This window comes from Klebsiella sp. ME-303 (assembly GCF_007910085.1).
GTDB classification, from domain to species: Bacteria; Pseudomonadota; Gammaproteobacteria; order Enterobacterales; family Enterobacteriaceae; genus Klebsiella; species Klebsiella michiganensis.
In genome coordinates, this window is record NZ_VOJB01000063.1 from 7,453 (window position 1) to 21,357 (window position 13,905).

The 13,905-nt window shown below is 54.6% G+C and carries 10 protein-coding genes and 1 pseudogene; 10 read left to right on the plus strand and 1 reads right to left on the minus strand.

Annotated elements, in window-relative coordinates; genetic code table 11:
- The 5 genes and pseudogenes from FQK12_RS08370 to nhaR form a co-directional block, all read left to right on the plus strand.
- Positions 1-581 (plus strand): annotated as a pseudogene (locus FQK12_RS08370) (chitinase); the annotation flags it as partial.
- Between the two features lie 90 nt (positions 582-671).
- On the plus strand, positions 672-3,731 hold the full coding sequence (locus FQK12_RS08375; protein WP_014227860.1) for a chitinase: 3,060 nt from the start codon (positions 672-674) through the stop codon (positions 3,729-3,731).
- Positions 3,732-4,058: 327 nt separating this feature from the next.
- Positions 4,059-4,751: a winged helix-turn-helix transcriptional regulator gene (locus tag FQK12_RS08380; protein WP_014227861.1), complete on the plus strand. Its 693-nt coding sequence runs from the start codon at positions 4,059-4,061 to the stop codon at positions 4,749-4,751.
- A gap of 466 nt (positions 4,752-5,217) precedes the next feature.
- Positions 5,218-6,393, plus strand: coding sequence for a Na+/H+ antiporter NhaA (gene nhaA / locus FQK12_RS08385; RefSeq protein ID WP_014227862.1), 1,176 nt, complete (start codon positions 5,218-5,220; stop codon positions 6,391-6,393).
- A gap of 52 nt (positions 6,394-6,445) precedes the next feature.
- Complete coding sequence (nhaR, locus tag FQK12_RS08390; protein ID WP_014227863.1) at positions 6,446-7,345, plus strand: transcriptional activator NhaR; 900 nt, start codon at positions 6,446-6,448, stop codon at positions 7,343-7,345.
- Positions 7,346-7,511: 166 nt separating this feature from the next.
- Here nhaR and rpsT read toward each other — a convergent pair whose 3' ends face one another.
- Positions 7,512-7,775, minus strand: coding sequence for a 30S ribosomal protein S20 (rpsT, locus tag FQK12_RS08395; RefSeq protein ID WP_003018940.1), 264 nt, complete (start codon positions 7,773-7,775; stop codon positions 7,512-7,514).
- Positions 7,776-8,105: 330 nt separating this feature from the next.
- On the opposite strand from rpsT, the gene ribF reads away from it, so the two are divergent.
- The 5 genes from ribF to ispH are packed head-to-tail and all read left to right on the plus strand — an operon-like array spanning position 8,106 to position 13,857.
- On the plus strand, positions 8,106-9,044 hold the full coding sequence (gene ribF / locus FQK12_RS08410; RefSeq protein ID WP_004098483.1) for a bifunctional riboflavin kinase/FAD synthetase: 939 nt from the start codon (positions 8,106-8,108) through the stop codon (positions 9,042-9,044).
- 44 nt (positions 9,045-9,088) lie between these two features.
- Positions 9,089-11,905 carry an isoleucine--tRNA ligase gene (gene ileS / locus FQK12_RS08415; protein ID WP_014227864.1) on the plus strand — a complete coding sequence of 939 codons (2,817 nt, stop codon included), beginning with the start codon at positions 9,089-9,091 and terminating at the stop codon, positions 11,903-11,905.
- On the plus strand, positions 11,905-12,405 hold the full coding sequence (lspA, locus tag FQK12_RS08420) for a signal peptidase II (protein ID WP_004098485.1): 501 nt from the start codon (positions 11,905-11,907) through the stop codon (positions 12,403-12,405). Before ileS ends, lspA begins: the two co-directional genes overlap by 1 nt.
- A gap of 50 nt (positions 12,406-12,455) precedes the next feature.
- Positions 12,456-12,905 carry an FKBP-type peptidyl-prolyl cis-trans isomerase gene (gene fkpB / locus FQK12_RS08425; protein ID WP_014227865.1) on the plus strand — a complete coding sequence of 150 codons (450 nt, stop codon included), beginning with the start codon at positions 12,456-12,458 and terminating at the stop codon, positions 12,903-12,905.
- A 1-nt stretch (position 12,906) separates the two neighbouring features.
- A complete protein-coding gene (ispH, locus tag FQK12_RS08430) occupies positions 12,907-13,857 on the plus strand; it encodes a 4-hydroxy-3-methylbut-2-enyl diphosphate reductase (protein WP_014227866.1) in 951 nt (316 codons plus the stop codon).
- The last annotated feature ends 48 nt before the right edge of the window (positions 13,858-13,905 follow it).

The window sequence follows — 13,905 nt, forward strand, 5'->3', positions numbered from 1 at the left end:
ATGAAGAAGATGCGACTACCGACGTGAACCACGCGCCGAAAGCCGCCGTTGAACTGCGCGTCGTCGGCGGCTCTACCGTACAGCTTTCCGGTGAAGGATCCTCTGACGAAGATAAAGACGATATCACCTTCAGCTGGGGTGTTCCGTCTGAAATCACCGTGGCTGACAAAACCGTTCCCGTGATCGAGTTCGTCGTTCCGGACGTTTCCGTTAAAACCAACTTCCAGTTCACCCTGTTTGTCCGGGATGTCTGGGGCGAGCCTTCTACCCAGCAGCGTTTCGTGCTGGTCGCCGTTCCGGCTGCGTCTCAGATTCAACCTGAGCCGGAAGAGGAAGATAGCGTTGTGCCCGTAGAGCCGGAAGAAGATACCACGCCGGCAGAAGATGAGACTTCGGGGGATGACGCGACTACGCCTTATCCGCTGTGGGATGCCGCAACCGTGTACGGTGGGAACTGGGGGTCATTCGAAACGGTAAGCTGGAAAGGCCATAACTACCAGGTGAAATGGTGGTCTCAGGGCGATCAGCCGGACCTGAACTGCGCTGCGGGCCAGGCATGGACTGACCTTGGTGCTTACTAATCCTTTTCATTAAAGGAAAAGGATTGAGTTCAACAATACAAGCCCCGGAAAACCGGGGCTTTTTCCACCAGGGAACGAGGAGTGTTGTCAATGACGGTCTCGATTAAAAACAGCCAGATCGATGTGAATAGCTGGTATCAGAAAATCACGTTAACCATCACCAATGAAAATAACCGTGCCGTGGATATGAATCATGCGGTCATTAGCTTTACCGGGTCCGGCCATCAGGATCCGTGGGGAAATTTTGGCGGTACCCTCAAAGGGGACATGCCTCTTACGTTAAGCGGTAAATCACAGGGGACCGTTGACGTCAATGAAATCATTATTAATAACAGCCGGCAGCTGTTACTGCAGCCGGGCGAAAGCGGTACGTTATTCTTCAGTTTTGCCGCCACTCAGGTTCCGGTAAAACTCTCGACCTTCACATTAACGCTGGCCTCTTCGGCACAAGACGAGACAACGGATGACGCTGCAGATGAGGTTGAGCCCGAACCTGAAGTTCCCGCCGATGATGATACTGATAGCCTGAAGCCCGAACCTGAAGACAATATCCCTGCTGATGAGGAAACGGATGAGGTTGCTCCGGAACCTCAAGAGCAGGGTGATGATGCGGTTGAGGAAGAGGAAGGGATAGTTATTGCGGCAAGCCAGCTGAGTACAACCAGCTGGTATCAGCGCGTCACCCTGACGCTGACCAATCTCTATTCCCACTCTATCGATCTTAATCAACTTAAGCTGGAGTTTACCGCCAGCGGGCATCCCGATCCTTACAGCCCGTTCAGCGGTTCTTTGCTCGGCAATAAGCCCGTGACGCTGGGCAGCGACGGCGGTTGGCCCATCGAGAAAAATACGATTACCATTCATCATGATGGCGAGTTCTGGCTGACGGCCGGGGCCAGCGCCGAGCTGCAGTTCTTTCTTTCCGCTACCCAAACTCCGGTCACGATGAGCGGCTTAACCGCAACCCTGGCGCACGATCCTGGCCGTCAGGGGACGATTGAAATTGAGTTTCCACCGTTGGCGGAAAGCACAACCCTCAAGCCGACCATCGATCTGCGCTATCCAGACGCAACATCACAACGCTTTGCCGGCGAGTGGGGACAGGCTTTAGTCATCGGCGATCTTAGCGCCGGCGATTACGCTATCACCGTGCTGGAGCTGTGCAATGATGATATGCGGATCGCGCCCGTTGAATCGACGTATTCGCTTAAGCTTGTTTCCGGTCATGACGCCCAAACCTGCCGGGTTGCGTATCAATCGCCAGTACCGTTGGCTTCGGTACGCCTGACTGTCGATGCCCCTGAGTTCATCGGCGCGGAAATGGTGGTTGAGCTGTGGACGGAATCTGGCGTCTGCGAAAGAACCCTGACAATGCCCGTCAATCAAATGCAGCTGGTGACCCGGCTTACCGCGGGGCACCGCTATCAGATGGGTTTGCAACCTGCGGTTATCAATAACCAGATGGTGACGACTCCCGCCCTGCCGACTATTTTTACCCCTGAACAAGGGGTGGCGAAAGAGGTGCTCGTCGGCTTCCGGCAGACGGAGGTTGATAGCCATGATTTTGTTGAGGTTCAGGCCACTATACTGGGCTTGCCTGAGGGCGTTTCGCCCCAGCGCTATCGGTTCTGCTATGGGCAATATCAATATACTCTGATGCTGGAGAGCACTCCCCATCTGCAAACGCTGGCGATGCCTATGGCTCCTGGCCAGTACAGCGTTGAGGCGCCAGAGGTTTATCTCTCCGGGACGCCGTGGCGCTGTGAACCGGACGCGCCGCTGCGGCTGTTGCAAAGCGTCAACCATATCACCCTGGAGTTTGTTCAGGGCGTTCCCTTGCAGGTTAAAGGCTGGCCAAACTATCTCGCCCACGGTGGCGTGACGGTGAATGCGGCGGACACCGTATCGCTATACCGCGACGTCCCCTTTAGCGCCCTGTTTAAATACGATGGTTTTGATGGCGGCGGTGACCCTGTCCCGGCTGCGGAAGTGGATAAAAACGGCGACGGCTTTCTTGATTATGATTCGCTCCCGATTCACAAAACCGTTCCTCTGGTACGTGAGATTGAAAAAGAGGCGGGCCGTTGCGTAATGCCGGTCATGGTGGTGTATACCGCCAATGCCAGCGGCGGCAGCGCGCTCGCCGATCTCCAGGACGCTCAGCGGTTGCGTAACCATTTTGGCAACTTCATCACCCAGTGTCTCGCGGCGCAATCCTGGAAGGATGACGAGCATCCGGTTCCCGCCACCTTTGTGCTGAACCCCGATTTTCTTGGCGCGATGCAGCAGGAGCCGTATGGCTACGCTGCGGTGCGTCAAGCGAATAGCATGCAGGTTAATGTCCAACTGGCGGCCGCGATTAACGCTTTGCCTGCGCTTCCGGGATTCAGCGCGCCGGTGTTGCCGACGTTCTCTAACGATCTCTACGGTTATGTCCAGGCGATCAACTACATTGTGCGGCAGTTCGCGCCGGATGTGGCATTCGGCTGGCAGACAAACGTATGGGCGACGGGAACGGCAGATTGGGTACTCAGGCCGAACGCCGATCCGGCCGCGCAGGGGACCGCTATCGCCAACTTTATCAATGAGCTGGGTGTCTATAGCGGTGAGTATGCGCCAGACTTTATCGCTTTTGATAAATTTGAGCGCGATTGCTTTAGCCCTGATGCATTAGCGCACTATGCCTGGAACGCGACCTGCTGGTTTAATTATCTGGGGATGGTAAAACACGCGGCTAAAGCGCTGCGTAAACCGGCAATGCTGTGGCAAATTCCGGGCGGCCATATGCCAACCGTGGATGAAGGCAGCAGTAAAATTGCCGCCGCGCATTACGCATCGGGCGGAAGCTTCTTTATGGGCGATGCGCGTATTGGCTGCGATCTCGATACCATCGCGTCAGATCTGCTCAATACGGCGGTGAATAGCGCAACTTACGGCGCGGCGACCGTCGGTGACTTTTTACGCCAGGATAAGGGTTACGACTGGGGGCAAATGCAGGCATTGAATCTACCCGACTACCATGTTTTCTCAGTACTGTGGGGCGGCGGCTCGACGGTAAGCATAACCACCATTCACTCTAATGGTGAAGATGGCGGTTGGCTTGCAGATAAAATGGTTGAGTATTATACCGCACCGGCCTATTTCAGTTAATGTCACATTTACCCCGCCATAGCGCCTGAAAAATGCATCGCTGTTCATAGTGATTCAGAATATTTAATTTCTGAATCACTATTTTTAGTGTATTTTTATTTCGTGAGAGATAGTTTCAGCAGTTATTTTATTGTTATGTTAATTTTTTGTTTTGCGATTTATTTGTGGTTGTTGAAGTTTATATTAAGAATTTGCGCTTTGTGCTAAGTATTGCGTTTTCGTGCTTGCGGCTAAAAATATACTTCCGGGAGGATGTTTATAATGAATTGAAGATAACCTCCGTTAAGTATATCTTGGGGTAATCTATGATTATGGTAATAATGAAAAATGAAATTAGACGTTGCTGAAAATGATAATGGGAACACCCTGCATTCCTATCTTTTTTCCCAACAGGCTAAACCGCATGCAGCGCTTGATGCACTCTTCGCCTCGCTATGGTCCTTCGGTAAACCTTTTAATTTGGCTCCCGGAGATGAGTTTTTACTGAATTCAGACGGGGAAAATAAAATTGTGCTGCTGGAGTCAGGTATATTTTCCTTTTGCCGCTGTGGCAGCGGACTTCATGTTAATTCCTCTTTTGCTCCCGCCATTATCGGATTAGTCGATAGTTATGGGGTGACTTACAATTTTCCGACCCGGCCAGAACACTTTCTGATAGCGGAAACGAAGTGCAGCGGACGCGCAGTGTCTCTGCCCGACTTTATCAAGACTGTTGATGAGTGCGATCTGTGGCACGATGTCGCACGAATACTTGCCTATCGTCTGATGGTCATGAGCGTACGCGATCGTGAATTGGTCGGTGTGGATTCTTATCTGAAGGTGAGATCGTTATTAATCGAGCTTTGGGCTTATGCCAGCGAATATCGACAAAGTATTAATGTGCTTAACTTCATTCAACGCCGAACAGGAATTTCCCGTAGCCGTACCATGAAGCTTCTCTCTGAACTGAAAAAAGGCGGCTATATAACTATTGATGGCGGCCGTTTAATAGATATGAAAAAATTACCCACGGCTTTTTAATACTTTTCAGGGCAAAGGTGTTTATTAGTATTAGTAGTCACCTTTTAAACTTTCTTGGTACGGAAATTGTCGAGATATTCATATATTGATTATCCTGTCAATCATGCTAATGACGTAAAGAGAGATTTCCCATTGGTATAATTTTTAAATATCTTATGGGACATAAAAAAGTCGACGATCGCGGCAACCGCTCATGCATCATCCCATTCACGCTAAGCTAATACGCATAACCATGAAGATGGCGATACGGATTCTTTCCTTATGGCCGTTGAGGATGGGGCTGGCGTACCTCTGACTTCCTGTTCGGACAACGCAGCGTCACCCATTGACGAGCGGACGGCCAATCTCTTAATGAGGGTTAATTCGTAAAAAACGAATGTAATGGCAATTTAAAACTGATTTTTTCGAGGTTTCCGCATATGTACTATGCTTTTATCGAGTTGTTTGCGGATATGGTGAGGTAAAAGTGAAACATCTGCAGCGTTTTTTTCAGAGCGATGCTTCCGGGGGCATTATCTTAATCCTGGCCGCTATCATGGCCATGTTATTAGCCAATACCGGCATGACCAGCGGCCTGTATCGCTCTTTTCTGGAAACGCCCGTCCAGCTGCGCATCGGTGCGTTAGAGATCAACAAGAACATGCTGTTGTGGATTAACGACGCGCTGATGGCGGTATTTTTCCTGCTTATCGGTCTGGAAGTGAAGCGTGAAATGAATCAGGGGGCATTGGCCAGCCGTCGCCAGGCGGTGTTTCCGGTGGTCGCGGCGTTGGGCGGAATGGTGGTTCCGGCGCTGGTCTACCTGGCGTTTAACGGCCAGGATGCGATTGCCAGAGAAGGGTGGGCAATTCCGGCCGCCACCGATATTGCCTTCGCGCTGGGCGTGCTGGCGCTGCTGGGGAATCGGGTGCCCGCCGCGCTGAAGATTTTCCTGATGGCGCTGGCCATTATCGACGATCTGGGCGCCATTATTATTATTGCGCTGTTCTATACGCACGATCTTTCCGTCGTCTCATTGGTTGTCGCTGCCGGAGCCATTGCTGTGCTGGCGGGGTTAAATCTGTGCGGCGTACGGCGTACCGGGATCTATATTCTGGTGGGCGCCATACTCTGGACCGCGGTTCTTAAGTCGGGGGTTCACGCAACGCTGGCCGGGGTCATTGTCGGCTTTATGATCCCGCTAAAAGAGCAGAACGGCAAATCGCCGGCGAAGCAGCTTGAGCACGTGCTGCATCCGTGGGTGGCATTCCTGATCCTGCCCCTGTTCGCCTTCGCTAACGCGGGCGTTTCTTTGCAGGGCGTCACGGTAGAAGGGCTGACCTCACTGCTGCCGTTGGGTATTATTGCCGGGCTGTTTATCGGTAAGCCGTTGGGTATTAGCGTCTTCTGCTGGCTGGCGCTGAAGCTGAAATGGGCTTCGTTACCCGAAGGAACCACCTGTAAGCAAATTATGGCGGTCGGCATCCTGTGTGGGATTGGCTTCACAATGTCGATTTTTATTGCCACCCTGGCCTTCGGTAGCGTCGACCCCGGATTGATCAACTGGGCCAAGCTTGGCATCCTGATTGGATCGATATTATCGGCCGTCACGGGATACATAATATTGCGTAAGCGCGTAACGGATTCGGGCTACGCGGCTTAACATCTCACGGAGAGCCGCTACGGCTCTCCTGGACATTATCAGGGAGAGAAGCATGTCGCATATCAACTACAACCACCTGTACTACTTCTGGCATGTCTACAAAGAGGGCTCCGTTGTTGGCGCGGCGGAAGCGCTGTTCCTGACGCCGCAGACCATTACCGGGCAAATTAAGGCGCTGGAAGAACGCCTGCAGGGGAAATTGTTCAAGCGTAAAGGAAGGGGGCTGGAGCCTAGCGAATTAGGTGAATTGGTGTTCCGCTATGCGGATCGCATGTTTACGCTGAGCCAGGAAATGCTCGACATCGTTAACTACCGTAAAGAGTCGAATCTGCTGTTTGATGTTGGCGTTGCGGATGCGCTGTCGAAAAGGTTGGTGAGCGGCGTACTGGATGCCGCCGTCGTCGAGAATGAACAGATCCATTTACGCTGCTTCGAGTCGACCCACGAAATGCTGCTGGAGCAGCTAAGCCAGCATAAACTCGATATGATTATCTCCGACTGCCCCATCGATTCCACCCAGCAGGAAGGGCTGTTTTCGGTGAAAATCGGCGAGTGCAGCGTGAGCTTCTGGTGCATGAATCCGCCGCCGGAAAAACCGTTCCCCGGCTGTCTGGAAGAACGCCGTTTGCTGATCCCCGGCCGCCGTTCTATGTTAGGGCGCAAGCTGCTGAACTGGTTTAACTCGCAGGGTTTGCAGGTGGAGATTCTGGGCGAGTTTGATGATGCGGCGTTGATGAAGGCCTTCGGCGCGGCGCACAATGCGATATTTGTCGCGCCGACGCTCTATGCGCATGATTTCTATAGCGATGAGTCGATAGTCGAGATCGGACGCATGGACAACGTCATGGAGGAGTATCACGCCATCTTTGCCGAACGAATGATCCAGCATCCAGCGGTGCAGCGTATTTGTCATCGCGACTATTCGGCGCTCTTTACGCCGCCTCAGGCATAGGCCAGAACGGTTTCTTGCCGCGCGGAAAATACCCCACCAGTTCATGCGGAAGCATGAGCTGGCTGCGATAACCAGAACGCGAGTCGTGACGTATTACGTGATAAACGACAGGCATAAAAAAACCCGCTTTCGCGGGTTTTTTTACAAAGCGACAACAAGCAGGCGATTAAGCCAGTTTGTTGATCTGAGCGGTCAGGTTTGCTTTATGACGCGCAGCTTTGTTTTTGTGGATCAGACCTTTAGCAGCCTGACGGTCCACGATTGGTTGCATTTCGTTAAATGCTTTCAGTGCAGTAGCTTTGTCGCCAGCTTCAATAGCTGCGTATACTTTCTTGATGAAAGTACGCATCATAGAGCGACGGCTAGCGTTGTGCTTGCGGGCCTTTTCAGACTGAACGGCGCGCTTCTTAGCTGATTTGATATTAGCCAAGGTCCAACTCCCAAATGTGTTCTATATGGACAATTCAAAGGCCGAGGAGAATGCCCGTTTAGCCTTCTTTTGTCAATGGATTTGTGCAAATAAGCGTCGTTTAAACCAACAACGCTTTATTACGTAGTGATGGCGCAAGATTCTACCAGCTTGTTGCAGGCGAATACAGCCTTTCGACCATAAAAATCGACGACGCTGGAGAGATTTTCCCGCAATCTCGCGCTGAGTGAATGAATTCCCGGGATCTTTCGGTGAAGAGGTGCAATCGCTGGTTAACGTCGCCAGTTGTACAAGGTATACTCGGACGATTTTCACTGTTTTGAGCCAGACATGAAGCTGATACGCGGCATACATAATCTCAGTCAGGCCCCGCACGGGTGCGTGCTGACCATTGGAAATTTTGACGGCGTGCATCGCGGGCACCAGGCATTATTGCAGCGTTTGCGCGCAGAAGGTCGCCAGCGTGGCTTACCGGTGGTGGTGATGATTTTTGAACCACAGCCGCTTGAGCTTTTTGCCGCCGATAAAGCGCCCGCGCGTTTAACGCGCCTGCGTGAGAAGCTGAATTATCTGGCCGAAAGCGGCGTCGATTACGTACTGTGCGTGCGCTTCGATCGGCGCTTTGCGGCATTGACCGCCCAGGACTTTATCAGCGAACTGCTGGTGCGCCAGCTGGGCGTCCAGTTCCTCGCCGTTGGCGATGATTTCCGCTTTGGCGCCGGTCGCCAGGGGGATTTCTTGTTACTGCAAAAAGCCGGCGTGGAGTTCGGCTTTGACGTCACCAGCACTCAAACCTTCTGTGAAGGCGGCGTGCGCATCAGCAGCACGGCGGTACGCCAGGCGCTGGCGGACGACGATCTGCCCCTCGCGGAGACGCTGCTGGGGCATCCGTTTACCATCTCCGGTCGCGTCGTGCACGGCGATGAGCTCGGGCGCACAATAGGCTTCCCGACGGCGAATTTACCGCTGCGCCGTCAGGTTTCCCCGGTAAAAGGGGTCTATGCGGTAGAAGTGACAGGGCTTGGCGACAAACCTTTTATGGGCGTCGCCAACATTGGTACTCGTCCAACGGTCTCCGGCGTGCGTCAGCAGCTGGAAGTTCATCTCCTGGATGTTGTAATGGACCTCTACGGTCGCCATATAGATGTAATACTGCGTAAAAAAATACGTAATGAGCAGCGATTTGCGTCGCTTGATGAGCTGAAAACGCAAATCGCACGTGATGAGTTAACGGCCCGCGACTTCTTTGGGCTAACCGGCCAGGCATAACCCTGACGGTGTTTATCAAACCGAAATACGGAACCGAGAATCTGATGAGTGACTATAAATCGACCCTGAATTTGCCGGAAACAGGGTTCCCGATGCGCGGCGACCTCGCCAAGCGTGAACCGGGAATGCTGGCGCGTTGGACCGATGATGACCTGTACGGCATCATTCGTGCAGCCAAAAAAGGCAAAAAAACCTTCATTCTGCATGATGGCCCTCCTTATGCGAATGGCAGCATTCATATTGGTCACTCGGTTAACAAGATTCTGAAAGACATTATCGTTAAGTCCAAAGGGCTGGCGGGCTATGACTCTCCGTACGTACCGGGCTGGGACTGCCACGGTCTGCCGATCGAGCTGAAAGTGGAGCAAGAGTACGGTAAGCCGGGTGAGAAATTCACCGCCGCCGAGTTCCGCGCTAAGTGCCGCGAATACGCCGCCACCCAGGTTGACGGACAGCGTAAAGACTTTATCCGTCTGGGCGTGCTGGGCGACTGGTCGCACCCGTACCTGACCATGGACTTCAAAACCGAAGCCAACATCATCCGCGCGCTGGGTAAAATCATCGGCAACGGCCATCTGCACAAAGGCGCTAAGCCGGTGCACTGGTGCGTAGACTGCCGTTCCGCGCTGGCGGAAGCGGAAGTCGAGTATTACGACAAAACCTCTCCGTCCATCGACGTGGCGTTCCACGCGGCCGATAAAGCGGCGGTGCTGGCGAAATTTGGCGTGGCCGACGTCAACGGCCCGGTTTCTCTGGTTATCTGGACCACCACCCCGTGGACCCTGCCGGCGAACCGCGCCATCTCGCTCTCCCCGGAGTTTGACTATGCGCTGGTGCAGGTTGACGGTCAGGCGCTGATTCTGGCAAAAGACCTGGTCGACAGCGTGATGAAGCGCGCCGGCATTGCTGATTACACCATCCTGGCGGTGGTGAACGGCGCCGAGCTGGAACTGATGCGCTTTAAGCATCCGTTCCTCGATTTTGACGTCCCGGCGATCCTGGGCGATCACGTCACGCTGGACGCGGGTACCGGTGCGGTGCATACCGCGCCAGGCCACGGTCCGGATGACTATGTCATCGGTCAAAAATATGGCCTTGAAGTGGCGAACCCGGTTGGCCCGGACGGCGCCTATCTGCCGGGAACCTACCCAACGCTGGACGGCGTAAACGTCTTTAAAGCCAACGATGTTGTCGTTGCGCTTCTGTCAGAAAAAGGCGCGCTGCTGCACGTTGAAAAAATGCAGCACAGCTACCCGTGCTGCTGGCGTCACAAAACGCCGATCATCTTCCGCGCCACGCCGCAGTGGTTCGTGAGCATGGATCAAAAAGGCCTGCGCAAACAGTCGCTTTCCGAAATCAAAGGCGTGCAGTGGATCCCTGACTGGGGCCAGGCGCGTATCGAATCGATGGTCGCCAACCGTCCTGACTGGTGTATCTCCCGTCAGCGCACCTGGGGCGTACCGATGTCGCTGTTCGTGCATAAAGAGACGCAGGAGCTGCATCCGCGCACGCTGGAACTGATGGAAGAAGTGGCGAAACGCGTAGAAGTCGACGGCATCCAGGCGTGGTGGGATCTCGATTCCCGCGACATCCTCGGCGCCGACGCGGATAGCTACGAGAAGGTGCCGGATACGCTGGACGTCTGGTTTGACTCCGGGTCGACCCACTCTTCCGTCGTTGACGTGCGTCCGGAGTTCGCCGGTCACGCCGCCGATATGTATCTGGAAGGCTCCGACCAGCACCGCGGCTGGTTTATGTCATCCCTGATGATCTCTACCGCGATGAAGGGCAAAGCGCCTTACCGCCAGGTACTGACCCACGGCTTTACCGTTGATGGCCAGGGCCGCAAGATGTCCAAGTCTATCGGCAATACCGTTTCTCCGCAGGACGTGATGAACAAGCTGGGCGCGGATATTCTGCGCCTGTGGGTGGCTTCCACCGACTACACCGGCGAAATGGCGGTCTCTGACGAGATCCTCAAACGCGCCGCTGACAGCTATCGTCGTATCCGTAACACCGCGCGCTTCCTGCTGGCGAACCTCAACGGTTTCGATCCGGCAAAAGATATGGTGAAACCGGAAGAGATGGTCGTGCTGGACCGCTGGGCAGTAGGCTGCGCGCAAGCGGCTCAGGACGATATCGTCAAAGCCTACGAATCCTACGACTTCCACGAAGTGGTGCAGCGCCTGATGCGCTTCTGCTCCATCGAAATGGGCTCGTTCTGGCTCGATATCATTAAAGATCGCCAGTACACCACCAAGGCTGACAGCATCGCGCGTCGTAGCTGCCAGACCGCGCTGTACCATATTGCCGAGGCGCTGGTGCGCTGGATGGCGCCGATCATGTCCTTCACCGCTGACGAAATCTGGGGTTACCTGCCGGGCGACCGCGAGAAATACGTCTTTACCGGCGAATGGTATACCGGCCTGTTTGGCCTGGACGCTGACGAAGCGATGAACGACGGCTTCTGGGACGCGTTGCTGAAGGTGCGTGGCGAAGTCAACAAGGTTATCGAGCAGGCTCGTACGGACAAGCAGGTGGGCGGCTCTCTGGAAGCGGCGGTAACGCTGTACGCCGATGCCGATCTCGCGGCGAAGCTGAACGCGCTGGGCGATGAATTGCGATTTGTCCTGTTGACCTCAGGGGCGAACGTTGCCGATTATGCGCAGGCTCCGGCCGACGCCTGGCAGAGTGAACTGCTCAAAGGTCTGAAAGTCGTGCTGAGTAAAGCCGAAGGTGACAAGTGCCCGCGCTGCTGGCATTACACCACGGATATCGGCAAGGTGGCGGAACACGCGGATATCTGCGGACGCTGTGTCAGCAACATCGCCGGTGACGGCGAAAAACGTAAGTTTGCCTGATGAGTAAACCGATTTGTTCAACGGGGTTACGCTGGCTGTGGGTCGTCGTAGCCGTGCTGATTATCGATTTAGGCAGTAAATTCCTGATCCTCCAGAACTTCGCTCTGGGGGATACGGTATCGCTGTTCCCATCGCTTAATCTGCACTATGCGCGCAACTATGGCGCGGCTTTTAGCTTCCTCGCCGACAGCGGCGGCTGGCAGCGCTGGTTCTTCGCCGGTATCGCTATCGGTATCTGCGTGATCCTTGCGGTGCTGATGTATCGTTCTAAGGCGACGCAAAAGCTGAATAATATTGCCTACGCCCTGATTATTGGCGGCGCGCTGGGGAATTTATTCGACAGGCTGTGGCATGGTTTTGTCGTCGATATGATCGATTTCTACGTCGGGAACTGGCACTTCGCCACCTTCAACCTCGCCGATACCGCTATCTGCATCGGCGCGGCGCTGATTGTGCTGGAAGGCTTCTTACCGAACGCGGCTGCGAAGAAACAGGCGTAACAAACTCGCCCGGCGGCGCTGCCGCCGGGCAAAACAAGTGAGCAACCTGCATGTCTAAATCAGTACAGAGCAACAGTGCGGTGCTGGTGCACTTCACCTTAAAGCTCGACGACGGCTCCACCGCAGAGTCAACCCGCAATAACGGTAAACCCGCGCTCTTTCGCCTGGGCGATACCTCGCTTTCTGAAGGTCTTGAACAGCATCTGCTGGGGCTGAAAGAAGGGGATAAAACCACCTTTTCGCTGGAGCCGGACGCCGCGTTTGGCATACCGAGCCCGGACCTGATTCAATATTTCTCGCGCCGGGAGTTTATCGACGCGGGCGAGCCGGAAGTCGGCGCGATAATGCTCTTTACCGCAATGGATGGCAGCGAAATGCCCGGCGTGATCCGCGAAGTGAACGGCGATTCGATCACCGTTGATTTCAATCATCCGCTGGCCGGGCGTACCGTTCATTTTGATGTTGAAGTGCTGGAGATCGATCCGGCGCTGGAGGGGTAAGATGCAGATTCTGTTGGCTAACCCGCGCGGCTTCTGCGCAGGCGTTGACCGCGCTATCAGCATTGTTGAAAATGCGCTGACGCTATACGGCGCGCCGATCTACGTGCGTCATGAAGTCGTGCACAACCGCTATGTTGTCGACAGCCTGCGTCAACGCGGCGCTATTTTTATCGAGCAGATTAGCGAAGTGCCGGACGGCGCCATCCTGATTTTCTCCGCCCACGGCGTCTCTCAGGCCGTTCGCAACGAGGCGAAAAGCCGCGATTTGACGGTTTTTGACGCCACCTGCCCGCTGGTGACTAAAGTGCATATGGAAGTCGCCCGCGCCAGCCGCCGCGGCGAAGAGTCGATTCTGATTGGCCACGCCGGTCACCCGGAAGTGGAAGGCACCATGGGGCAGTACAGCAACCCGCAGGGGGGGATGTACCTGGTGGAATCGCCGGACGATGTCTGGACGCTGGACGTGAAAAACGACGCTAAGCTGTCGTTTATGACCCAGACGACGCTCTCCGTCGACGATACCTCCGACGTGATTGACGCTCTGCGCGAGCGCTTCCCGAAAATCGTCGGGCCGCGTAAAGATGATATCTGCTACGCCACGACTAACCGTCAGGAAGCCGTCCGCGCGCTGGCCGGGCAGGCCGACGTGGTGCTGGTGGTGGGGTCGAAGAACTCCTCTAACTCTAACCGCCTGGCCGAGCTGGCGCAGCGGATGGGGAAAGCGGCCTATCTGATCGACGACGCGACCGATATCCAGGAAGCCTGGGTCAAAGAAGCGGATTGCGTCGGCGTGACCGCGGGCGCATCGGCGCCGGATATCCTGGTACAGAACGTGATTTCGCGTTTGCAGGAGCTGGGCGGCGGCGAAGCGGTGCCGCTGGAAGGCCGCGAAGAGAACATCGTTTTCGAGGTGCCGAAAGAGCTGCGCGTAGATGTCCGTGAAGTAGAGTAAGTTCTTTTTCGCCGCAGTATGAGAAGATGCCAGACTTAACGTCTGGCA

What these genes read in the sequence shown, in the direction of transcription:
- ispH (WP_014227866.1), top strand. Translation starts at nt 12,907, where the DNA reads ATGCAGATTCTGTTGGCTAACCCGCGCGGCTTCTGCGCAGGCGTTGAC.
- FQK12_RS08380 (WP_014227861.1), top strand. Translation starts at nt 4,059, where the DNA reads ATGAAATTAGACGTTGCTGAAAATGATAATGGGAACACCCTGCATTCC.
- nhaR (WP_014227863.1), top strand. Translation starts at nt 6,446, where the DNA reads ATGTCGCATATCAACTACAACCACCTGTACTACTTCTGGCATGTCTAC.
- fkpB (WP_014227865.1), top strand. Translation starts at nt 12,456, where the DNA reads ATGTCTAAATCAGTACAGAGCAACAGTGCGGTGCTGGTGCACTTCACC.
- lspA (WP_004098485.1), top strand. Translation starts at nt 11,905, where the DNA reads ATGAGTAAACCGATTTGTTCAACGGGGTTACGCTGGCTGTGGGTCGTC.
- ribF (WP_004098483.1), top strand. Translation starts at nt 8,106, where the DNA reads ATGAAGCTGATACGCGGCATACATAATCTCAGTCAGGCCCCGCACGGG.
- FQK12_RS08375 (WP_014227860.1), top strand. Translation starts at nt 672, where the DNA reads ATGACGGTCTCGATTAAAAACAGCCAGATCGATGTGAATAGCTGGTAT.
- ileS (WP_014227864.1), top strand. Translation starts at nt 9,089, where the DNA reads ATGAGTGACTATAAATCGACCCTGAATTTGCCGGAAACAGGGTTCCCG.